Raw genomic sequence first — 20,681 nt, forward strand, 5'->3', positions numbered from 1 at the left:
GCGCGCTGAAGAGGGCAGCCGTCACGGAGTCACATCGCGCGGCGGTTTGCCGTCCAGGTAGTCGACGACGTTCTGGAGCGCTGCCAGGGCGATGCGGACCAGGGTCTCCCGGGTGACGCCGCCGACGTGGGGGGACAGCACCACGTTCGGAGCCTTCAGCAGGCGCAGGGCGGCGGTCGGGGGTTCGGGGTCGAAGACGTCGATGCCCGCGCCCGCCAGGGTGCCCGAGGTCAGGGCGTCGGCGAGGGCGTCCTGGTCGACGAGGGCGCCGCGAGCGGTGTTGACGAGGAAGGAGGTGGGCTTGAGCAGGGCGAGGCGTTCGGCGTTGATCAGATGACGTGTCTCATCGGTCAGTGGCGCATGGAGGCTGATGTAGTCGGAGGTACGCAGCAGATCCTCCAGGGGGACGTGCTGGGCGTCGCCGAGAAGGGCCTCGGTCTCCGGGGCGACCCGGCGTGGACCGGTGTACAGGATGGTCATGTCGAACGCGAGCGCGCGGCGGGCGACTTCCTGGCCGATGTGGCCCAGGCCGACGATGCCGAGGGTCTTGCCGGACAGCTCGGTGATCGACTGCTGGAGTCGCGGCAGAGCCCAGTCTGCGTCCACGAGCGCGGTGTGGGCCGGGACCAGCTGCTTGGCGAGTGCGAGCATCAGGGCGAAGACCTGCTCCGCCACGTTCTGCTTCTCCGCGCCGCTGGAGCCGATGTTGCAGACGGGGATGGCGCGGGCGCGCGCGGCGTCCTTGTCGACGTAGTCGTAGCCGTGGCTCGCGCACTGCACCAGCTCCAGCGAGGGCGCGGCGGCGATGTGGTCCGCGGTGACCGGCCCGAGGCCGGTGATGACGACATGCGCCTCGCGCAGGGCGGCGGGGTCCTCGTCCGTGGCCTCCACCACGGTCACCCGGGCGCCGGGGACGAGCCCGGCGAGCGCGGCCCCGGCGGCACGGCCGCCCATGTGAGGGGGGACCACGGCGAGTATGTGCTTGGCGGCGTCGGCGGGGGCGGTCATGCGGATCCCTCCACAGGGGTGTCGGAGACGAGGTCGTCGGGGCTCAGCGAGGTGGGGCCGGAGTGTCCGGACAGGGCGAGAGTGAGGTCGAGCTCGGCGAGCAGACAGCGGATGACGTGCTCCACGCCCGCCTGGCCGTCGAGGCCGAGTCCGTACGCGTACGGGCGGCCCACCAGCACCCCGCCGGCGCCGAGTGCAAGGGCCTTGACGATGTCGTCACCGGTGCGGATGCCGCTGTCGAAGAGCACAGTGAGCCGGTCGCCGACCGCTTCGGCCACGCGTGGCAGCGCATCGGCCGCGGCCACGGACCCAGCGACCTGCCGGCCGCCGTGGTTGGAGACCACCACGCCGTCCATGCCCGCGTCCGCCGCGAGCCGGGCGTCGTCCGGGTGCAGGATGCCCTTGAGCACGATGGGACCGTCCCAGTGCTCTCGCAGGAAAGCGAGATCCGGCCAGGTCTTGGCCGGGTCGGCGAACATGCCCACGAAGTGCATCACGGCCGCGTTCGGGTCCTCGTGCACCGGCTTGGCGAGACCCGCCCGGAAGGCGGGGTCGCTGAAGTAGTTGGCCGTGCCCACCCCGTGCAGGAACGGCAGATACGCCTGGTCGAGATCGCGGGGGCGCCAGGCCAGCAGGGGGGTGTCCAGGGTGACGAACATCGCGGTGAACCCGGCCGCCTTCGCCCGTGCCAGGAAGCTGGCCGTCACCTCACGGTCCTTGGCCCAGTAGAGCTGGAACCAGCGTTCGCCGTCGCCCATCGCCTCGGCGACCTGCTCCATGGGCGTACTCGACGCCGAGGACAGGATGTACGGCACTCCGCGGGCCGCCGCCGCGCGGGCCGCGGCGCACTCCGCGTCCGGGTGCATGATCGACAGCACCCCCACGGGGGCGAGCGCCAGCGGTGCCGGGACCGACCGTCCCAGTAGCTCGACCGACAGATCCCGCTCGTGCACGTCCCGCAGCACACGCGGCACGATGCGCCAGCGGTCCAGGGCGGCGCGGTTGGCGCGGGCGGTGCTGCCGTTGCCCGCGCTCCCCGCCACATAGCCGAAGGGGCCGGGGCCGAGGCGGTGTTCGGCCAGCTCCTCCAGCCTGCTCAGATCGGTGGGCAGCCGCGGTACGGCTCCGGTCATGCCGTGGAGATAGATCTCGTACTGGAAGTCCGCCCAGTGCGTGGCCATACCTGTGGTCCGCCTCTCGTCCTCGAGACTCGTGGGACTGCGCGCGCTGCACGTGCCGATCCTTGCGACAGTGACAAGGGGCGTCCAGACGCGGCCGTGCTGGTGCGCACATCGGGCCGCTGCGATTATCACCAGGTGACAAGTGAGCGGGACAGGGTCGTGCAGGGGCTGGCCGACGATCCGCGGGTGGTCGAGCGGGTGGTCGAGCGGATCACCGACGTGGTGCACAGACAGGTCCCGGCATACGCCGCGCTCGACGGCAGCAGACTGCCGGAGGTACGCGCCATCGCGGCCTGGGCGCTCGAGCGGCTGCTGCGGCTGTGGGCCGACGACGGTGAGCTGGGGCCCGCGGACCTGCGACGGTTCCGGGGGATCGCGGCCGCGCGCGCCGCGGATGGCCGCCCGGTGCAGGCCGTGCTGCGCGCCTACCGGGTCGCGGCGGCGGTGATCGTGGACGAGATCGCGGCCCACGCTCCCCGGCTCACGGCGCACGATGCCTTCGCGCTCACCCGGCAGCTGCTGGCGGCGCTCGACACGCTCTCCGAGGTGATGGCCACGGCGTACGCGGCGGCCAGCGAGCATCTGGCGGGTGATCGCGACCAGGCTCTGCGGCTGCTGCTCGACGATCTCATCGCGGGGCGGCACGCCTCGGTCGGAGCTCTCACCGACCGGGCGGCCCGGCTCGGGGTCCAGCTCCCCGATCCGTACTGCCTGCTGGTGGCCGAGCCGGTCGACCCGGACGGCGGGCCGTACATCACCCAGGACGCGGCGACCGGTCTGCTCGCCTCGCTCGGGGACACCGCGCCCACCGGTGGAGCGAGCACGCCGATCGCGACGACCCGTGGTCAGCGGGCCGTGCTCCTGCTGCCCGCCGCCGTCGCCGATGTCCCCAAGGCACTGCGGGAGCGCGGCTGGCGGGGCTGCGCCGTCGGGGGCGAGAGTCTGGACCGGATCGCCGTCGCCCACCGCCTCGCCGTGGACGCGCTGGACACCGCGCCCGTGCACGCCCACCACCCGGAGCGGGTGCTCACGGAGGCCGACGCGCATGTACTCGCCCTGCTGGCCGGGCACCCCGTCGCGGCCCCCGACCGGATCGGCCGCCTCGTGCTCGGTCCGCTCGCCCACCCCGGCCAGCGGCATCTGCTGGTGGCCCTGACCGCGTACGTCGACGCCGGCTCGGCCACCGCCGCCGCGCGGGCCCTGCATCTGCACCCGCAGTCCCTGCGCTACCGGCTGCGCCGCATCCGCGAGCTCACGGGCCGCGATCCGCGTGACCCCTGGCAGCGGCTCACGCTCGACATCGCCCGTACGGTGATGACGGGGGCGGGGGGGTGACGCACACGGAAAGGCGAGGCCGGTGGGAACGGAATCCCCACCGGCCCGCCGCGTGTGCCTCAGATGCTCATGTACTCAGGACGCCTGCGCCTTGTCGTACAGCGCCTTCGCGTCATTGCCGAAGTACGGACCGAACATGCGGTTCGGGATGAAGACGTAGCCGAAGCTGTTCACCGACGCCTGGAGGCCGGTGCCGGTCGACTCGTTGAACCCGGCGAACCAGGGGCCGCCGCTGGAGCCACCGGTCATGTTGCACGCGATGCCGTGGTCCTGGGTGAACAGCCAGTCCTTGGAACTGTTGCCGCTGCAGTAGATCAGCTTCGTGCCGTCGTACGGGGCGGCGGCCGGGAAGCCGAACGCGTACATCTTCTGGTTGTAGCCACCGTTGAACTGCACGCCCTGCGCACCGGTCACCGCGGTGAGCTTCTGGCCGTTCAGCGGGGCGACCACCGCGGCGCCGACGTCGTAGTTGATGTCCTCCGTGGCCTCCCACTGCGGGGTGGTCAGCGTCTTGGAGGCGGTCCACTGGCCGTAGGGCGCCTGGCCGTTGTCGTAAGCGGGGACGAATACCCAGTTGGTGTGCCAGCTGCCCTGGTACTTGACGCAGTGCCCGGCCGTGATGACCGTGCTCGCGTTCTGGCTGGTCACGGCGTTTCCGGAGCAGGAGGCCGTACGGCCTTGGAAGGTGAAGAACACCCGTCCCGAGGTTTTCACCACGGCCCCGCCGCCGGTCCAGGCGCCACCCGCCTGTGGGAAGGCGGTGGGGGCGGCGGCCGTTGAGGCGATGGTCGTCGTCGTGGCGCCCTGCTTGGGGGCCTTGAGCTTCTTCGCCTGGCTCGGGGTGAGAAGCAGGTCGAGCGGGGTGGCGCTGCGCATCCGGTCGGCGGTCCAGAAGGTACGGGCCTGCTGCTGCTCGGCGGCCGATGTGCCACGGGCCGGGACGGGCGCCGGGGTGGTGCCGGCGGCGTTGGCCGTGGCGGCGGTGGTCAGGCCGCCCGTGAGCAGGGCGCCGACGGCTAACAGAATGCCTGCGGCTGTGCGATGGCGTCTCACGCATGTCTCCTTCTGCCGGGGCAGGTGGGGGATGAGAGCGGTGCGGAATGCCGTGCGTGAGGCAGAGTGCCATGGCAGCACTGGTTCTGTCAGGAGCGCGTCAGATTCTCCATCGGTGAACGATGCACGTTTACGCGAGCGGCTTCGCGAAGCAGCGGCTGAGGTCGCCATGCCTGTAGTGGCCGAATTTCGCGCATGCCTCGTAGCCGCTGGACGTGTACAGCGCGATCGCCTCCGGCTGTTCCGTGCCGGTCTCCAGCACCATCCGGCTGCGCCCCGCCGCGCGCGCGTCCTCCTCCAGCAGCGCCAGGATCCGGCGGGCGAGACCGAGGCCGCGGGCCGCAGGCGTCACGTACATGCGCTTGATCTCGGCGTCGCCGTCCGAGTACGCCTCGTCATTCTCGTCCTGGGCACGCCAGGCGCCGGTGGCGACCGGCCGCCCCAGCCCGTCGTAGGCGATGAGGTAGAGCCCGCGCGGCGGGACGAACATCGCCGGGTCGAGCACGGTGGCGTCGCCTCCGCCGTAGCGCGCGACGTACTCGAGCTGCACCTCGTCGTTGAGCTTGACGGCGTCGGGATGATCGAAGGTGGTCGGCCGGATTTCCATGCGACCGATCGTACATTTGTGCACTAGGTGTCTCGGATACAGTGCCGGGATGCTCACAGTGACCTCCGTGAATGTGAACGGTCTGCGTGCTGCCGCCAAGAAGGGCTTCGCCGAGTGGCTCGCAGGGACCTCCGCCGACGTCATCTGCCTCCAGGAAGTACGCGCCGAGGCGCACCAGCTCCCTGAGGAGGTACGTGAGCCCGAGGGCTGGCATGTCACCCATGTGCCCTCGGCCGCCAAAGGCCGCGCCGGTGTCGCCGTCTACTCGCGGCGCGAGCCGGACGCGGTACGCGCCGGATTCGGCAGCGAGGAGTTCGACGGCATGGGCCGGTATGTGGAGGTCGACCTCCCCGGTGTCACCGTCGCCAGCCTCTACCTCCCGTCGGGCGAGGTCGGCACCGAGCGGCAGGACGAGAAGTACCGCTTCATGGCCGAATTCCTGCCCTATCTGAAGGCCCTGAAGGAGCGGGCGGCGGCCGAGGGCCGGGATGTGCTGGTCTGCGGCGACTGGAACATCGCCCACCAGGAGGCCGACCTCAAGAACTGGAAGGGCAACAAGAAGAACTCCGGCTTCCTCCCCGAGGAGCGCGACTGGCTCAGCCGGGTCTACGGCTCAGGTGCTGACGACGCCGGTTACGTGGACGTCGTCCGCGCGATGCACCCCGAACAGGAAGGCCCGTACTCGTGGTGGTCCTACCGGGGCCGTGCCTTCGACAACGACACCGGCTGGCGCATCGACCTGCTCGTGGGCACGCCCCGGCTCGCGGGGAAGTGCGTCAAGGCATACGTGGAGCGGGCGGCCAGCCATGCCGAGCGCTGGAGCGACCACGCGCCGGTGACGGCGGTCTTCGAGGTGTAGCGCGCGTAGCGTGCCCGGGGCAGGCGTCCTGCGGCCGGCGCGCCGATACTCCCGGACAGGGACCACGGGACCACGGGACCACGGGACCACGGGACCACGGGACCAAGAGGGCAGAGGGCCGAGGCGCCAAGGGACTGCGCAGCCTGCCTCAGTCGCTCTCGACCGGGGACTGGGCCGGAGGCTCCTCGCGCAGTCGCCGGTCCAGGGCCATGGACAGCTCCGCCTCCACGACGCTCTTCGCCAGCGGGCGCAGCCGCGCGATGTCGGTGCCCGAGGCGTGCGTGCGGAGCAGGTCCGCGAACAGCGCCGCCAGCGACTCCGCGTGGGTGCGCACCTGGCGACCGGCCGCCAGCACCGCGGCGAGCGGCACGCCCTCCTTCACCAGGGCCGATGAGACGTCGAGCAGCCGTCGGCTGATGTGGACGATCTCCTCGCCGTCGGTGGCCAGATAGCCGAGGTCGAGGGCCGCGGCGAGGTTCTCGGGGGTGACCTCGCCGCCCTCGAAGTAGTCCGCGAGGCGTTCCGGGGTGAGCCGCACCGGGGTCTCCTCGGTGGGTTCGCCGAGGCCGAGCACCTCGCCCACGTCGCGGCCGCTGTCGAAGGCCGCGGCCAGATCGGCGATACCGCTCAGAGTGTGGCCCCGTTCCAGCAGGGCCGCGATGGTGCGCAGGCGGGCCAGGTGGCGGTCGTCGTACCAGGCGATGCGGCCCTCCCTGCGGGGCGGCGGTATCAGTCCGCGCTCGCGATAGAAGCGCAGGGTGCGCACCGTGATCCCGGCCTCCTTGGCCAGCTCCGCCATGCGGTATTCGCGGGTCATCCGCGGGTCTCGCTATCCTCGCGCTGCTCGTCCGTCACGTCGCCAAGCGTATGTTGTACCGCGGGTAACTTGTTCGGTCCGCCCCCTACCGCTGGGTATGCCGAGGCTCTACTCTCCCCACCATGCCAGTGATTGCTGGCGGGGTTCGGCGGGTGTTTGCGGGACGGGAGGGGCGGCGGCATGGGCCAGCGACACGAGCGCGCGCGGCATGAGCGGAGCGGGCGGCACGAGCACGCACGGCATGAGCGGAGCGGGCGGCACGAGCACGTACGCGTGGCGGTGATCGGATCCGGATTCGGCGGCCTGGGCGCGGCGGTCCGGCTGCGCCGGGAGGGGATCACCGACTTCGTGGTCCTGGAACGGTCAGGCTCCGTCGGCGGCACCTGGCGCGACAACAGTTATCCGGGCTGCGCCTGCGACGTGCCCTCCCACCTCTACTCGTTCTCTTTCGCCCCCAACCCCGACTGGCCGCGCACCTTTTCCGGGCAGGAGCACATCCGGGCGTATCTGGAGCACGTCACCGACACCTTCCGCCTCCGGCCGCACATCCGCTTCCACCACGAGGTGACGATGATGCGCTGGGACGGCGACGCCCTGCGCTGGGAGATCGAGACCACCGCGGGGACGCTGACCGCCGACGTGGTGGTCTCCGCCACCGGCCCGCTGTCCGACCCCAAGATGCCCGAGATCCCCGGGCTCGCCGAGTTCCCCGGCAGGGTCTTCCACTCCGCCCGCTGGGACCACGACTACGACCTGCGCGGAAAGCGGGTCGCGATGGTCGGGACCGGCGCCTCCGCGATCCAGATCGTGCCGGCGATCCAGCCGAAGGTCGGCCGGCTGACCCTGTTCCAGCGCACCCCGCCGTGGGTGATGCGTCGGATGGACCGGCGGATCACCGGGGTCGAGCGGCTGCTGCACCGCCGGCTTCCGGTCACCCAGTCGGTACGCCGCGGACTGCTCTGGGGCATGCGGGAGTTGCAGGTCAGCGCCTTCACCAAGCGGCCGAACCAGCTCGGCCTGATCGAGTCCCTCGCCAAGGCCAACATGGCGGCGTCCATCAAGGACCCGGAGCTCCGGGCCAAGCTGACCCCGTCCTACCGCATCGGCTGCAAGCGGATCCTGCTGTCCAGCGACTACTACCCGGCGCTGGCCAGGCCCAATGTGGACGTCGTGGCCTCGGGGCTGGCAGAGGTACGCGGGAGCACCGTCGTCGCCGCCGACGGGACCGAGGCCGAGGTCGACGCGATCATCTTCGGCACCGGCTTCCATGTCACCGACATGCCGATCGCCGAGCGGGTCGTGGGCGCCGAGGGCATCACCCTGGCCGACGCGTGGAAGAGCGGGATGCAGTCGCTGCGCGGTGCGACCGCGGCGGGCTTCCCCAACTGGATGACGATCATCGGCCCCAACACCGGACTGGGCAACAGCTCGATGATCCTGATGATCGAGTCCCAGCTCAACTACATGGCCGACTTTCTGCGCCAGTTGGACGTCCTGGGCGGCCGGGTCGCGCTCGCCGCACGCCCCTCGGCCGTCGGAGCCTGGAACCGGCGGGTGCAGACGCGCATGCAGCGCACGGTGTGGAACACCGGGGGCTGCACGAGCTGGTACCTCGACGCGAGCGGTCGCAACACCACCATCTGGCCTGGAACGACAGGGGAGTTCCGGCGGGCGACCCAGGAGGTGGACCTCGCGGAGTACGAGGTGATCCGCCCGCCGGGTACCTCCCGCGACCACCCTGGCCCCACCTCCGGAACAGCCGAACTGCCCGCCGAGGAGGCGAAGTGAGCCGTCTGATGAAGCGCACCGGCCCGGCCGTGCCCCCGCCGGTCGCGGCCCGTGAGCTGACCGCGGTCTCCGCCGACGGTGCCCGCATCCATGTGGAGCTCCACGGCCCCGAGGACGCCCCGGCCGTCGTCCTCTCCCACGGCTGGACCTGTTCCACCCACTTCTGGGCGGCCCAGATACGCGACCTCGCCGCCGATCACCGTGTGATCGCCTACGACCAGCGCGGCCACGGCCGCAGCCCCGCCGCCGCCCGGGGCGGCCACAGCACCGAAGCGCTCGCGGACGACCTGGAGGCGGTGCTCGCCGCCACGCTCGGACGGGGCACCAAGGCGGTGCTCGCCGGGCACTCCATGGGTGGGATGACGATCATGGCGGCTGCCGGACGGCCACGGTTCACCGAGCACACGGCGGCGGTCCTGCTGTGCAGCACCGGCAGCTCGCGGCTGGTGCACGAGTCGCTGGTGCTGCCGATGCGCCCGGGCCGGCTGCGTACCCGGCTGACCGCCGCGATCCTCGGTTCGTCCGCCCCGCTCGGCCCCGTCACTCCGGTCTCCAGGCGGATCCTGCGGTACGCGACCATGGGCCCCGGCTCCGCGCCCGCGCGGGTCGACGAGTGCGCCCGTATCGTGCACGCCTGCCCGAGGGGGACCCGGGTGGCCTGGGCAGGGGTGCTGGAGGAGCTCGATCTCGACGCGGGCGTCCGGCGGTTGACCGTACCGACCGCCGTGATCGCCGGCACCGCCGACCGGCTCACCCCCGTCGTCCACGCCCGGGCGGTGGCCGAGGCGCTGCCGCAGTGCGTGGACCTGACCGAGCTCCCCGGCATGGGGCACATGACGCCGGTGGAGGCACCGGAGGCGGTGACGGCCCTGATCAGGTCGCTCGCGGACGTATACCTGGACGTATGCCAGGACGCATCCCCCAAGGCAGAGGAGCAGGCGGTATGAGCAGGGTCGCTCTCGAAGGACAGGTGGCCGTCGTCACCGGTGCGGCGCGCGGAGTCGGCGAGCTGCTCGCCCGCAAGCTGTCGGCGCGCGGCGCAAGGATCGCGCTGGTCGGCCTCGAACCGGACGAGTTGAAGGGGGTCGCCGCCCGTCTGCACACCGATGCCGACTACTGGCATGCCGATGTCACCGACGAGGCGGCGATGGCTCAGGTCGCCCTGGAGGTCAAGGAGCGGTTCGGGAAGGTCGACATCGTCGTCGCCAACGCGGGTGTGGCGTCCGGCGGTCCGTTCGCCGAGTCCGACCCCGCCTCATGGCGCCGTGTCATCGAGGTCAACCTGATCGGCAGTGCGGTCACCTGCCGTGCCTTCCTGCCGGTGCTGCTGGAGAGCCGCGGCTACTTCCTCCAGATCGCGTCCCTCGCCGCCATCGCCCCGGCGCCGATGATGACGGCGTACTGCGCGTCCAAGGCGGGAGTTGAGGCATTCGCCCACAGCCTGCGCGGTGAGGTCGGCCACCGGGGCGTCGGGGTCGGGGTCGCGTATCTCTCGTGGACCGACACGGACATGGTGCGCGGAGCCGACCAGGACGAGGTGATGCGGGAGTTGAGGCAGCGGCTGCCGTGGCCATCGAACCGCACGTATCCGCTCGGACCAGCCGTGGACCGTATCGTCGCGGGCGTCGAGCGCCGCTCGCCGCACGTCTACGGGCAGTGGTGGCTGCGGGGCATGCAGTCGGTGCGCGGATATCTGCCGGGCCTGATCGCGCTCGCCGGACAGCGGGACATGAAGCACTTCGCGTCCCGGCTCGCCGGGGTGAGGACGGGCCTCGTGGGCGCCGGAGGGGCCGCTGACGAGCAGGAACGTACGCAGCGTAACTGATCGAAATGCGCAGGGTTTCCGTGCGTGCCAGGCTGGTTGAGGCCGGGGCGCCCCGCAAGGGGCTCCCTACAGCCGGGGCACCCCTCAGGGGTCCCCTCACCTCTCAGACCCTTCTAGGAGTGAACCAGATGGGTATTCAGGACCAGTTCAAGGACAAGGCCGCGAAGCTCGCCGACCAGGGCAAGCAGAAGCCGGGCAGCAAGGGCAGGCCGGAAGAGCCGCAGCGCCCCCAGTCGCCGCAGCGCCATGAGCAGCGCTCGCCGCAGTCGCCGCGGGGGAAGCAGACGCCCCGCGAGATGGGCGACCACGACCGTCGCCCCGAGCACGAGGCGCAGAGCCGCATGCACCGGGACCACGACGCCTGACGCGTCGCGGTCACCGCGATGAGCGGTGGAGCGGTACGAGGCTGATGCGAAGGGGCGCACCCTGTGCACGGGGTGCGCCCCCGTTCGTCAGCTTCGCGGAGGCAGCTTCGGGCGGCGCAGGTCGGGCACGTTGTCGTAGCCGGGCGGGGTTGCCGCCGGCTGTTCCTTGAGGCGGTCGAGGGCGACCCGGACCGCGGTGTCCAGGTCGGTGCGGCGGCCTTCGGCCCAGTCGAGCGGGGGGCGTTCGGCGAAGATATCGGGGTCCACGCCGTGGTTCTCGACGCCCCAGCCGTACGCGTCGAACCAGGCCGCGTTCATCGGGACCGTGATCACCGTGCCGTCGCCGAGACGGTGGCGGCCGGTCATGCCCACGACGCCACCCCAGGTGCGCTGGCCGACCACGGGGCCCAGGCCGAGGAGCTTGAAGGCGGCGGTGATCATGTCGCCGTCGGACGAGGTGGCCTCGTCGGCAAGGGCCACGACCGGACCGAGCGGGGCGGTGGAGGTGTACGACACGGGCTGGGCGTTGCGGGTCAGGTCCCAGCCGAGGACCGGGCGGATCAGCTTTTCGACGACCAGTTCGCTGATGTGGCCGCCCGCGTTGCCCCGGACATCCACGATCAGGGCGGGGCGGGACACCTCCATCCGTACGTCGCGGTTGAACTGCGCCCAGCCCGAGCCGCCCATGTCCGGGATGTGCAGGTAGCCGCACAGCCCGCCGCTCACCTCGCGGACCACCTCGCGGCGTTTGGCGACCCAGTCCTGGTAGCGGAGCGGGCGTTCGTCCACCAGGGGCACGATCGCGACGCGCCGCGGGGTGCCTTCGCCGCCCGGTGGCTGGAAGGTCAGCTCCACGGTCGTGCCGCCGGCCGCTGCCAGCAGCGGGAAGGGGCCCGCCACCGGGTCCACGGGGCGGCCGTCGACATGCGTGAGCACCGCGCCTTCGCGGATGCCCGTACCGGCCAGCGGTGAGCGGGCCTTGGAGTCGGAGGAGTCGCCGGGCAGGATCCGGCTGACCGTCCAGCCGTCGTCGCGGCGTACGAGATTGGCGCCGAGCAGGCCCATCGCCCGCTGGTAGTGCTGCGGGCCCTCATTGCGGCGCGCGGGCGTCACGTATGCGTGCGAGGTGCCCAGCTCGCCGAGGACCTCGCGCATCAGATCGGCGAACTCGTCGGGAGACGCGACCCGTTCGACGAGCGGCCGGTACTGGGCGAGCACGCCGTCCCAGTCGATCCCGCACATCTTCGGGTCCCAGAAGTACGCCCGGATCAGCCGCCCTGCCTCCTCGTACGCGGCCCGCCATTCCGCGGTCGGATCCACGTCGTGCAGGATCCGGCGCATGTCGATGTAGACGGTCGAGTCCCCGTCGCCCGGCTCGGTCGCGGGTGCCGCACGCAGATCCCCGTCGTCCATCACCACCAGCCGCGTCCCGTCGCCGCTCACGGAGAACCCGTCCAGATGCGCCACCAGTTCGGTCTTACGGGCCTTGGGGATGTCGAAGTACTCCAGCGTCGGCCGGGTCGAGGGGTCGGCCGGGTTGGCGAAGGTCTCACCCAGGGCCCCCGAGATCGGCCAGCGCAGCCAGACCAGACCGCCACCGCTGACCGGGCACAGCGCCGAGTACTTGGACGCCGACACGGGGAAGGGCGTCACCCGGCTCCCCAGGCCCTCCACCTCCACCATCGCCGTGCCCTCGCCGATGTCGGTGTCGTCCGGGTCGAGCCCGCCCGCCGCGGGGCGGCCGTCCGGCAGCAGTGCGAACGGTGAGGGGGTCGCCGATGACAGAGGGACCAGATAGGGGCGGCAGCCCAGCGGGAAGGACAGGTCGCCGGTGTGCACGTCGTACACCGGGTCGAAGCCACGCCAGGAGAGGAAGGCCAGATAGCGGCCGTCCCGGGTGAAGACCGGATTCTCGTCCTCGAAGCGGCCGTTGGTCACATCCACGATCGTGCGGGGGCTGCTGCCGTCCGTCCTGGCCATCTTGATCTGGCGCAGGGTTCGTCCGATACCGGGATGCGACCAGGTCAGCCAGTTTCCATGAGGGGAGAAGGCGAGGTCGCGGACCGGGCCGTTGTCGGAGCGGATGAGTTCGGTGAGCCGGCCGTCCTCGTCGGTGGCCTCCGCCTCCGCCTGCTCCTCCGTCACATCGAGCACCAGCAGCCGTCCGTCATGCGAGGCGATCGCCAGCCGCTCACCCGACGGGTCGGAATGCATCTCCAGCACCCGGCCGAGCTTCCCCGAGGCCAGCCGCCGCGGCGGCCGGTCCCCGCTCGCCCGCGGCAGGTCCGCGATCTCGATCGCGTCCTCCCCTTCCGCATCGGTGACGTACGCGATCTGCGCGCCGTTGCCGAGCATCTCGGGCAGGCGCACCCGTACCCCCGGAGTGTCCGCGATGGTCCGGGCCGGTCCGTCGCGGTGCGTCAGCCAGTACAGGCTGCCGCGCACCGAGACCGCGCTGGCCCGGCCGGTGGTGTCCACCGCGACCGCCGAGACATGGCTCGCGGCCGGGACCTGGTACGGCCGCCGCCCGGCGCGCTGCCCGCCGAGGCGTACCTCCAGCCTGCGCGGCCCGGTGCCGGGGGACAGGTTCTCGATGATCCACAGCTCGCCCGCGCACTGGTACACGATGCGGCGCCCGTCGCTCGACGCGTGCCGGGCGTAGAAGGCGTCGTGGTCGGTGTGCCGGCGCAGGTCCGTGCCGTCGGGCAGGCAGGAGTACACGTTGCCGACGCCCTCGTGGTCGGAGAGGAAGGCGATCCGGCCGGCCACGAACATGCAGGAGTCCAGGTGGCCCCCGATGTCCGGCAGCAGCCGTTCGCCGTGCAGATACAGCCGTCCCATCGCCCCGCCGCGGTAGCGCTTCCACGAGGCCGGTTCGTGCGGAGGCTTCCCGGTGAGCAGCAGGGTGCGGTGGGATTCGTCCACGTCGGCGACGGCGATGTCGGAGACCGGGCCCCAGGGCAGCCGTTTTCCGGGGGCGCCGTCCGCGGGCACCTTGTAGGCCCAGGAGAAGTACGAGAACGGCTGACCGTGCGAGGAAACGGCGAGGATGTTGCCGTCGGGGTCCCAGCCGCACACCCGCGTGTCGGTCGAGCCCCAGTAGGTCAGCCGCTGCCCGGGCCCGCCGTCGACCGGCACCAGATGGATCTCGGGATCGAGACTGCGCCAGGTCGTGTACGCGATCTGGCTGCCGTCGGCCGAGAAGCGCGGGTGGCCGACCCTGGTCCGGTCCACGGTGAGCCGCCAGGCGCGGTCCGGGCGCACGCCCTCCCGGGCCAGGGGGGCGATCCAGAGATCGTCCTCGGCGGCGAAGCACAGCAAGTCGTCGTGCAGATGCGGATAACGGAGGTACGCGAGGTCTTCGCTCACCCCCCAATGCTTCCCGGCCGCACGGGGCCCGGCAACTCGTGGAAGGGGGCGCGTTCGGGCAACCTCCAGAGCACTGATGTGTGGCCTGGGGTGGGTGCGGGGGTGTGGTCGAGGACACGTACGAAACGGTTTCGTTTCGCTTGATGGTGGGGATATCTTCGTACTGTACGAAACAGTTTCGTTCGGGAGGTCGGTATGGCAACGTCACGCACCAGGCTAACGCCGGAGCGCGAGGCAGAGCTGTACGACGCCGTGCTCGATCTCCTGTGCGAGGTCGGTTACGACGCCCTGACCATGGACGCCGTGGCCGCCCGTACCCACTCCAGCAAGGCCACCCTCTACCGCCAGTGGGGGAGCAAGCCCGAGCTGGTCGCCAGGTCGCTGCGGAACAGCAAGCCGGTCGACGTCTCGGAGATCGACACCGGCAGCCTGCGCGGGGACTTCCACGCCATGGTCGCGCTCTCCGACGACTGCCGGATGGAGCGGGACACCGCGCTGATGCGCGGCCTCGCCCGGGCGGTCCACGAGAACGACGACCTGCTCCAGGCACTGCGCGAACTGTTCATCGAGCCTGAGATCACCGGGCTCGACGGAATGCTGCAACGGGCGATCGACCGCGGGGAGATCTCCGCGGCCAACCCCGCCCTGAAGTTCCTCTCCCACATGCTCGTCGGCGCCTTCGTCGCCCATCCGCTGATCGAGGACCAGCCGATGACCCCGGCCTTCCTCCACAGCTATCTGGACGCCGTGGTGCTGCCCGCCCTGGGTCTCCCCGCCCAGGACGCCTGAGTCACCCGAACACCACAAAGTCCCACCTGACGCGTCACCGCTCACGTCGTCGGCTGGTCATTTCCGCCTGCCCACCCGCTGTCCCAACGACCTGACCGGGAGTCCGTACTCGTGGCCACGTTCCTCTACAAACTCGGGCGGTTCGCCTTCAGGCGCCGCAAACTCGTCGCACTCCTCTGGGTGGCCCTGCTCGCGCTCGCCGGCTTCGCCGCGTCATCCGCGCCCGCCGCCACCTCCAGCTCCTTCTCCATGCCGGGTACGGAGGCCCAGAAGGCCTTCGACCTCATCGACGAGCGCTTCCCCGGAACGAGCGCCGACGGGGCGACCGCTCGGGTCGTCTTCAAGGCGCCCACGGGCGGGAAGATGACCGACAAGGCCAACAAGGCCGAGGTCAGGAAGGTCGTCGCGGAGCTGAAGACCAGCTCCGACCAGGTCGCCGACGTCGTGGACCCGTACCAGGTCAAGTCGATCAGCCAGGACCGCACCATCGCCTACACGCAGGTGTCCTACAAGGTCAGCGGCATGGAGCTGGACGAGAAGGACCGCGAGGCGCTGACCGAGGCCGCCGAGCAGGCCGAGGACTCCGGACTCACCGTCGAGATCGGCGGTGACGCGCTCCAGGCCGCACCCGAGACCGGCGCCAGCGAGGTCATCGGTGTCGCCATCGCCGCGGTCGTGCTGGTCATCACCTTCGGCGCGCTGATCGCCGCCGGGCTCCCGCTGCTCACCGCGCTGATAGGCGTCGGCATCGGGGTCTCCACCATCGCCGCCCTGTCCAGCGTCCTCGACCTGGGCTCCACCACGGCCACCCTGGCGACGATGATCGGCCTGGCCGTCGGTATCGACTACGCGCTGTTCATCGTGTCCCGCTACCGCGCCGAGCTGGCCGAGGGTCGCGACCGCGAGGAGGCCGCGGGCCGGGCCACCGGCACGGCTGGATCCGCCGTCGTCTTCGCCGGGCTCACCGTCGTCATCGCTCTCGTCGGACTCGCCGTCGCCAACATCCCGATGCTCAGCAAGATGGGCTTCGCCGCGGCCGGTACGGTCGTGATCGCGGTACTCATCGCGCTCACCCTGATCCCGGCGCTGCTCGGCTTCGCGGGCAAGCGGGTCGTCGGCCGGAGGGCCCGCAAGGCCGCAGCCGCAGCAAGCGCCGCCGGGAACGGGGCGAGTGGAGGCAACGCGGGGACCGGAGAGAACGCGGAGGCGGGCCGGCAGGGCACGCTCGACAAGCACGGCCACAAGCACGCCGCCGAGAAGCCCAACATGGGCACCCGCTGGGCCAGGTTCGTGCTGCGGCACCCGGTCGCCGTGCTCCTCGTGGGCGTCATGGGCCTCGGCGCCATCGCCGTACCCGCCGCCTCACTCGAGCTGGGTCTGCCGGACGACGGCTCCCAGCCCACCAGCACCACCCAGCGCAAGGCGTACGACCTGCTCTCCGACGGCTTCGGTCCAGGCTTCAACGGCCCCCTGCTGGTGGTCGTCGACGGGGGCAAGGTGGAGGCGGACGGTACCGCCAAGAAGGTCTCCAAGCTCGACGGGGTCGCGGCGGTCACCCCGGCCACGTACAACAAGGCCGGTGACACGGCCATGATCACGGTCATTCCGAAGGACCGGCCGAGCTCCGCCGAGACCGAGGAGCTCGTCCACACCATCCGCGACACCAGTGGTGACAACGTCCAGGTCACCGGGGCCACCGCGATGAACATCGACTTCTCGCAGCGGATGAACGACGCGCTGGTGCCCTACCTCGCGCTCGTCGTGGGCCTCGCGTTCCTGCTGCTGATGGTGGTGTTCCGGTCGGTCCTCGTGCCCCTCAAGGCGGCGCTCGGCTTCCTGCTCTCCGTGGTCGCCGCGCTCGGTGCGGTCGTCGCGGTCTTCCAGTGGGGCTGGCTCGGCTCGCTCTTCGGTGTCGAGCAGACCGGTCCGGTGATGTCGATGATGCCGATCTTCATGGTGGGCGTGGTCTTCGGACTGGCGATGGACTACGAGGTCTTCCTCGTCACGCGGATGCGTGAGGCGTACGTCCACGGCGAGCGGCCGGCCCAGGCCATCGTCACCGGCTTCCGGCACGGGGCGCGGGTCGTCACCGCCGCCGCGGTGATCATGATCGCGGTGTTCGCGGGATTCATCGGCTCGTCCGAGCAGATGGTGAAGATGATCGGCTTCGGTCTGGCCATCGCCGTCCTGTTCGACGCGTTCCTCGTGCGGATGGCGATCGTGCCTGCGGTGCTGGCCCTGCTGGGCGGCAAGGCCTGGTGGCTGCCGCGCTGGCTGGACAAGGCGCTGCCGAGTGTGGACGTGGAGGGCGAGCGGCTGCGCGAGATGGACGGCGAGAAGGCTGCCGGCAGCGACGGCCGCGACGAGGACGACAAGGAGCGTGAGCTCGTGCGCGCCTGAGCAGGCCGCCGCCCCTCAGCGGGCAGCACACACGCGCCTGGGCACACAGCACACAGCACGCAAAAGGTGGCCGCCTCCGTCAGGATCCGCTGACGGGAGCGGCCACCTCCGCGTGGGTCAGGCGCAGGAAGCGCATCAGGGGCCGTGAGTCGAACTGGATCACCGCAACCCCTTCGGGGGAGTGCAGCTCGACCACCACCTGGGCCCGGCCGCACGGCCAGACCGCGACATCCCCGCGCCGGGCGGGGGCCCGCAGCCCGCTCTCCAGAAGATCGCGGCGGAAGGTCCAGTCGCTACCGCTCGGGAAGACGACGTGCACGGCATCCGGATCGTGCGCGCCGTCGTAGCGGAGCGCCACGGGGACCGACCGGAAATGGGGGGCGTCGTTGACGATCCGGGCTTTCGCGTGCTCTTCGACGGAGGGGGGCTCGACTACGGAAGACATCGGTCGGCTCCTCACAAGTGACATTGTTTGTCATTTAATGTCCCGTATTTCCTCTCTGAAACCTCGGGCTCGTCACCTGTTCCTGTCGTTCGGGCGCTCTTGCAAAGAGGTCGCAATAGGGCGCATTATCGGACGGTTGCCCCGGTCAGGACGGCCGGAACCTGTCCCGGAAGCGGAGCCCGCCATGCATGTCCCCGACGGATTCATCGACCTTCCCGTCTCGGCGGCAACCGGCGTCGTCGCCGCAGGTGCCGTGGCCGTCAGTCTGCGCGGCGCCCGCCGGGAGCTCGCCGCCATGAGCCCCGGCACCGACCTCGGAGCGGACCGCACCGCCCCGCTCGCCGGCCTCGTCGCCGCCTTCATCTTCGCCGTCCAGATGCTGAACTTCCCGGTCGCGGCGGGCACCAGCGGACATCTGCTGGGCGGCGCCCTGGCGGCGATCCTCGTCGGGCCCTACACGGGCATCGTGTGCATGTCCGTCGTCCTGCTGCTCCAGAGCGTCCTGTTCGCCGACGGCGGCCTCAGCGCGCTCGGCGTCAACATCACGGTCATGGGCGGTGTCACGGTCGTCGTCGCGTACGCGCTCTTCCGCGGCCTGCTGAAGGTGCTGCCCAGGAGGCGCAGCTCGGTGACCGCGGCCTCCTTCGTCGCCGCGCTGGTCTCCGTGCCCGCCGCCGCTGCCGCCTTCACTCTGATCTACGCGATCGGTGGCACCACCGACGTCCCGGTCGGCACCGTGCTGACCGCCATGGTCGGCGTCCATGTGCTGATCGGCCTCGGCGAGGCGCTGATCACCGCCGCGACGGTCGGCGCCGTGCTCGCCGTGCGCCCGGACCTCGTCTACGGGGCCCGCGGGATGTCCGCCCCGCTCAAGCTGCGGGTGGGCGGCGAGCTGGTGGACGCCGCCCCCGCCACGGCGACGCCCGCCGCGTCCCCCCGCCCGGTGTGGATCGCGGGCCTGGTGGCCTCCCTCGTCCTGGCCGGCTTCGTGTCCTTCTACGCCTCGGCCAACCCGGACGGCCTGGAGAAGGTCGCCGCCGACCAGGGCATCGACAGGAACGTCGAGGAGCATGCGGCGGCCGACTCCCCGCTGGCCGACTACGGGTTCAAGGACGTCGAGAACGTTCGGCTCTCCGGAGGCCTCGCCGGGGTGATCGGCGTCGGCGCCACCGCCGCGGTCGGCAGCGGCCTGGTCTGGGCGGTCAAGCGCCGCCGGCAGGGCGGCGCGGAGGTCGGTGACGCGCAGGCGCGGGCGGGAGCCGCTCAGAAGGAATCCGTCTGACATGGGTGCGGGTCACAGCCACAAGCTGTATCGCCACGGGGACTCGCCGGTGCACCGGCTGCCCCCGCACTGCAAGATCGCGGCCGCTCTCGGTTTTGTGATCGTGGTGGTCTCCACCCCGCGAGAGGCGATCTGGGCCTTCGCCCTCTACGCCGTGCTGCTGGGCGCGGTCACGGCCCTGGCCCGTATCCCCGTGGGTCTGGTGCTGCGCCGGCTGCTGGTCGAGATCCCGTTCGTGGCGTTCGCCCTGCTCATGCCTTTCGTGGTGCCGGGCGAGCACACCGAGCTGCTCGGGATCTCCCTCTCCGTGCCCGGACTGTGGGGTGCCTGGAACATCCTCGCCAAGGCGACCCTGGGCGTCGCCACCTCCGTTCTGCTCGCTTCGACCACCGAGCTGCGCTCGCTGCTCCTCGGGCTCCAGCGGCTCAAGCTGCCGCCGCTGATGGTGCAGATCGCCTCCTTCATGATCCGCTACGGCGACGTCATCACGGACGAGATGCGGCGTATGTCGATCGCCCGCCGCTCACGCGGCTTCGAGGCGCGCGGAGTGAGCCACTGGGGCGTGCTCGCCAAGTCCGCGGGAGCGCTGTTCATCCGCTCCTACGAGCGCGGCGAACGGGTGCACCTGGCCATGCTCAGCCGTGGCTACCGGGGCACCATGCCGGTGATCGACGAGGTGGTGGCGTCCCGGGCGCAGTGGGCGTACGCAGCCGCACTCCCCTGCGCGGCGCTCGCGGTGTGTCTGCTTGGGTGGACCCTATGACCTCCCCGTCCCCGTCAGACGCACGGCCCGCGTCCTCGCCGTCCCTCGAGGTGCGCGGGCTCGCGTACGCCTACCCCGACGGCCACCAGGCGCTGTTCGGCGTCGACCTGACCCTCGCCCGCGGTGAGCGGGTGGCCCTGCTCGGGCCGAACGGGGCGGGCAAGACGACTCTCGTGCTGCACCTCAACGGCATCCTCGGCGGTGGTGTGGGCAGCGTCAGCGTCGCCGGACTGCCGGTCGGCAAGCAGCACATGGCCGAGATCCGCCGCAAGGTCGGCATCGTCTTCCAGGACCCGGACGACCAGCTCTTCATGCCGACGGTCAGGGAGGACGTGGCCTTCGGCCCGGCCGCGTCGGGACTGCGCGGCGCGGAGCTGGAGGCGCGGGTACGGGGAGCACTCGACCGGGTCGGCATGACCGAGCACATCGAACGCCCGCCGCACCACCTGTCCTTCGGCCAACGCCGCCGGGTCGCCGTGGCGACCGTGCTCGCGATGGAGCCGGAGATCCTGGTCCTGGACGAGCCCTCGTCCAACCTCGACCCGGCCTCGCGCCGCGAGCTCGCCGACATCCTGCGCTCGCTGGACGTCACCGTGCTGATGGTCACGCACGATCTGCCGTACGCCCTGGAGCTGTGCCCGCGTTCGGTGATCCTCGGCGACGGGGTGATCGTGGCGGACGGTACGACGCGGGAGCTGCTCGGAGACCCGGAGCTGATGCGGGCGCACCGGCTCGAGCTGCCGTTCGGCTTCGACCCGCGATCGGTGCCGGCGGAGGCGTAACCGACCCGGAACC

Annotated in this window: 18 protein-coding genes; 11 read left to right on the forward strand and 7 right to left on the reverse strand. The window is 71.2% G+C overall.

Translation table 11 applies throughout. From position 1 onward, the window contains the following. Positions 1–21: 21 nt before the first annotated feature. A complete protein-coding gene (locus ABZ532_RS11510; protein WP_361281256.1) occupies positions 22–1,008 on the reverse strand; it encodes an NAD(P)-dependent oxidoreductase in 987 nt (328 codons plus the stop codon). Beyond that, positions 1,005–2,189, reverse strand: coding sequence for a lactate 2-monooxygenase (locus ABZ532_RS11515; protein ID WP_361281259.1), 1,185 nt, complete (start codon positions 2,187–2,189; stop codon positions 1,005–1,007). The genes ABZ532_RS11510 and ABZ532_RS11515 overlap by 4 nt, the downstream gene beginning before the upstream one ends. A 135-nt stretch (positions 2,190–2,324) precedes the next feature. Here ABZ532_RS11515 and ABZ532_RS11520 point away from each other — a divergent pair, with 135 nt between their 5' ends. Continuing rightward, positions 2,325–3,524, forward strand: a complete 1,200-nt coding sequence (locus tag ABZ532_RS11520; protein ID WP_361281261.1) for a helix-turn-helix domain-containing protein — start codon at positions 2,325–2,327, stop codon at positions 3,522–3,524. Positions 3,525–3,599: 75 nt separating this feature from the next. Here ABZ532_RS11520 and ABZ532_RS11525 read toward each other — a convergent pair whose 3' ends face one another. Both ABZ532_RS11525 and ABZ532_RS11530 read right to left on the reverse strand, forming a co-directional pair. After that, on the reverse strand, positions 3,600–4,577 hold the full coding sequence (locus tag ABZ532_RS11525; RefSeq protein WP_361281263.1) for a peptidase: 978 nt from the start codon (positions 4,575–4,577) through the stop codon (positions 3,600–3,602). Positions 4,578–4,707: 130 nt separating this feature from the next. Beyond that, entirely contained in the window at positions 4,708–5,184 is a 477-nt protein-coding gene (locus tag ABZ532_RS11530) for a GNAT family N-acetyltransferase (RefSeq protein ID WP_361281265.1), read from the reverse strand. A 49-nt stretch (positions 5,185–5,233) separates the two neighbouring features. On the opposite strand from ABZ532_RS11530, the gene ABZ532_RS11535 reads away from it, so the two are divergent. After that, a complete protein-coding gene (locus ABZ532_RS11535; RefSeq protein ID WP_361281267.1) occupies positions 5,234–6,043 on the forward strand; it encodes an exodeoxyribonuclease III in 810 nt (269 codons plus the stop codon). A 148-nt stretch (positions 6,044–6,191) separates the two neighbouring features. Here the strand turns inward: ABZ532_RS11535 and ABZ532_RS11540 are convergent, their stop codons facing one another. Beyond that, positions 6,192–6,842 carry a MerR family transcriptional regulator gene (locus ABZ532_RS11540; RefSeq protein ID WP_361281674.1) on the reverse strand — a complete coding sequence of 217 codons (651 nt, stop codon included), beginning with the start codon at positions 6,840–6,842 and terminating at the stop codon, positions 6,192–6,194. A gap of 198 nt (positions 6,843–7,040) precedes the next feature. On the opposite strand from ABZ532_RS11540, the gene ABZ532_RS11545 reads away from it, so the two are divergent. From ABZ532_RS11545 to ABZ532_RS11560, 4 genes are all read left to right on the forward strand, one after another. Continuing rightward, positions 7,041–8,648 (forward strand): NAD(P)/FAD-dependent oxidoreductase, encoded by a 1,608-nt coding sequence (locus ABZ532_RS11545; RefSeq protein WP_361281269.1) that lies wholly within the window; start codon positions 7,041–7,043, stop codon positions 8,646–8,648. Positions 8,649–8,656: 8 nt separating this feature from the next. Next, positions 8,657–9,595, forward strand: coding sequence for an alpha/beta hydrolase (locus ABZ532_RS11550; RefSeq protein WP_361281677.1), 939 nt, complete (start codon positions 8,657–8,659; stop codon positions 9,593–9,595). After that, entirely contained in the window at positions 9,592–10,473 is an 882-nt protein-coding gene (locus tag ABZ532_RS11555; RefSeq protein WP_361281271.1) for an SDR family oxidoreductase, read from the forward strand. The genes ABZ532_RS11550 and ABZ532_RS11555 overlap by 4 nt, the downstream gene beginning before the upstream one ends. A 128-nt stretch (positions 10,474–10,601) precedes the next feature. Further along, entirely contained in the window at positions 10,602–10,838 is a 237-nt protein-coding gene (locus ABZ532_RS11560) for a hypothetical protein (RefSeq protein WP_361281274.1), read from the forward strand. A gap of 87 nt (positions 10,839–10,925) precedes the next feature. Here ABZ532_RS11560 and ABZ532_RS11565 read toward each other — a convergent pair whose 3' ends face one another. After that, on the reverse strand, positions 10,926–14,207 hold the full coding sequence (locus ABZ532_RS11565; protein WP_361281276.1) for a S41 family peptidase: 3,282 nt from the start codon (positions 14,205–14,207) through the stop codon (positions 10,926–10,928). 195 nt (positions 14,208–14,402) lie between these two features. On the opposite strand from ABZ532_RS11565, the gene ABZ532_RS11570 reads away from it, so the two are divergent. Together ABZ532_RS11570 and ABZ532_RS11575 are read left to right on the forward strand one after the other, a co-directional pair. Further along, complete coding sequence (locus ABZ532_RS11570) at positions 14,403–14,996, forward strand: TetR/AcrR family transcriptional regulator (RefSeq protein ID WP_361281278.1); 594 nt, start codon at positions 14,403–14,405, stop codon at positions 14,994–14,996. A 111-nt stretch (positions 14,997–15,107) separates the two neighbouring features. Further along, positions 15,108–17,396, forward strand: a complete 2,289-nt coding sequence (locus tag ABZ532_RS11575; RefSeq protein WP_361281280.1) for an MMPL family transporter — start codon at positions 15,108–15,110, stop codon at positions 17,394–17,396. Positions 17,397–17,475: 79 nt separating this feature from the next. Here ABZ532_RS11575 and ABZ532_RS11580 read toward each other — a convergent pair whose 3' ends face one another. Next, the gene (locus tag ABZ532_RS11580) at positions 17,476–17,841 is read right to left on the reverse strand and encodes an SsgA family sporulation/cell division regulator (protein WP_361281282.1); all 366 of its coding nucleotides are present in this window, start codon (positions 17,839–17,841) and stop codon (positions 17,476–17,478) included. Positions 17,842–18,025: 184 nt separating this feature from the next. Here ABZ532_RS11580 and ABZ532_RS11585 point away from each other — a divergent pair, with 184 nt between their 5' ends. The 3 genes from ABZ532_RS11585 to ABZ532_RS11595 are packed head-to-tail and all read left to right on the forward strand — an operon-like array spanning position 18,026 to position 20,668. Continuing rightward, positions 18,026–19,123, forward strand: coding sequence for an energy-coupling factor ABC transporter permease (locus ABZ532_RS11585; RefSeq protein WP_361281284.1), 1,098 nt, complete (start codon positions 18,026–18,028; stop codon positions 19,121–19,123). 1 nt (position 19,124) lies between these two features. Next, positions 19,125–19,886: a cobalt ECF transporter T component CbiQ gene (gene cbiQ / locus ABZ532_RS11590; protein WP_361281287.1), complete on the forward strand. Its 762-nt coding sequence runs from the start codon at positions 19,125–19,127 to the stop codon at positions 19,884–19,886. Beyond that, entirely contained in the window at positions 19,883–20,668 is a 786-nt protein-coding gene (locus ABZ532_RS11595) for an ABC transporter ATP-binding protein (protein ID WP_361281289.1), read from the forward strand. The genes cbiQ and ABZ532_RS11595 overlap by 4 nt, the downstream gene beginning before the upstream one ends. Positions 20,669–20,681: the final 13 nt, after the last annotated feature.

Source organism: Streptomyces sp. NPDC019396, from assembly GCF_040632375.1.
Lineage (GTDB): Bacteria > Actinomycetota > Actinomycetes > Streptomycetales > Streptomycetaceae > Streptomyces.

Excerpts from the sequence above, each read along its gene's own strand:
- ABZ532_RS11535 (WP_361281267.1), top strand. The coding sequence starts at position 5,234 with ATGCTCACAGTGACCTCCGTGAATGTGAACGGTCTGCGTGCTGCCGCC.
- cbiQ (WP_361281287.1), top strand. The coding sequence starts at position 19,125 with ATGGGTGCGGGTCACAGCCACAAGCTGTATCGCCACGGGGACTCGCCG.
- ABZ532_RS11560 (WP_361281274.1), top strand. The coding sequence starts at position 10,602 with ATGGGTATTCAGGACCAGTTCAAGGACAAGGCCGCGAAGCTCGCCGAC.
- ABZ532_RS11510 (WP_361281256.1), bottom strand. The coding sequence starts at position 1,008 with ATGACCGCCCCCGCCGACGCCGCCAAGCACATACTCGCCGTGGTCCCC.
- ABZ532_RS11580 (WP_361281282.1), bottom strand. The coding sequence starts at position 17,841 with ATGTCTTCCGTAGTCGAGCCCCCCTCCGTCGAAGAGCACGCGAAAGCC.
- ABZ532_RS11555 (WP_361281271.1), top strand. The coding sequence starts at position 9,592 with ATGAGCAGGGTCGCTCTCGAAGGACAGGTGGCCGTCGTCACCGGTGCG.
- ABZ532_RS11595 (WP_361281289.1), top strand. The coding sequence starts at position 19,883 with ATGACCTCCCCGTCCCCGTCAGACGCACGGCCCGCGTCCTCGCCGTCC.
- ABZ532_RS11530 (WP_361281265.1), bottom strand. The coding sequence starts at position 5,184 with ATGGAAATCCGGCCGACCACCTTCGATCATCCCGACGCCGTCAAGCTC.
- ABZ532_RS11585 (WP_361281284.1), top strand. The coding sequence starts at position 18,026 with ATGCATGTCCCCGACGGATTCATCGACCTTCCCGTCTCGGCGGCAACC.
- ABZ532_RS11550 (WP_361281677.1), top strand. The coding sequence starts at position 8,657 with ATGAAGCGCACCGGCCCGGCCGTGCCCCCGCCGGTCGCGGCCCGTGAG.
- ABZ532_RS11570 (WP_361281278.1), top strand. The coding sequence starts at position 14,403 with ATGGCAACGTCACGCACCAGGCTAACGCCGGAGCGCGAGGCAGAGCTG.
- ABZ532_RS11515 (WP_361281259.1), bottom strand. The coding sequence starts at position 2,189 with ATGGCCACGCACTGGGCGGACTTCCAGTACGAGATCTATCTCCACGGC.
- ABZ532_RS11545 (WP_361281269.1), top strand. The coding sequence starts at position 7,041 with ATGGGCCAGCGACACGAGCGCGCGCGGCATGAGCGGAGCGGGCGGCAC.
- ABZ532_RS11540 (WP_361281674.1), bottom strand. The coding sequence starts at position 6,842 with ATGGCGGAGCTGGCCAAGGAGGCCGGGATCACGGTGCGCACCCTGCGC.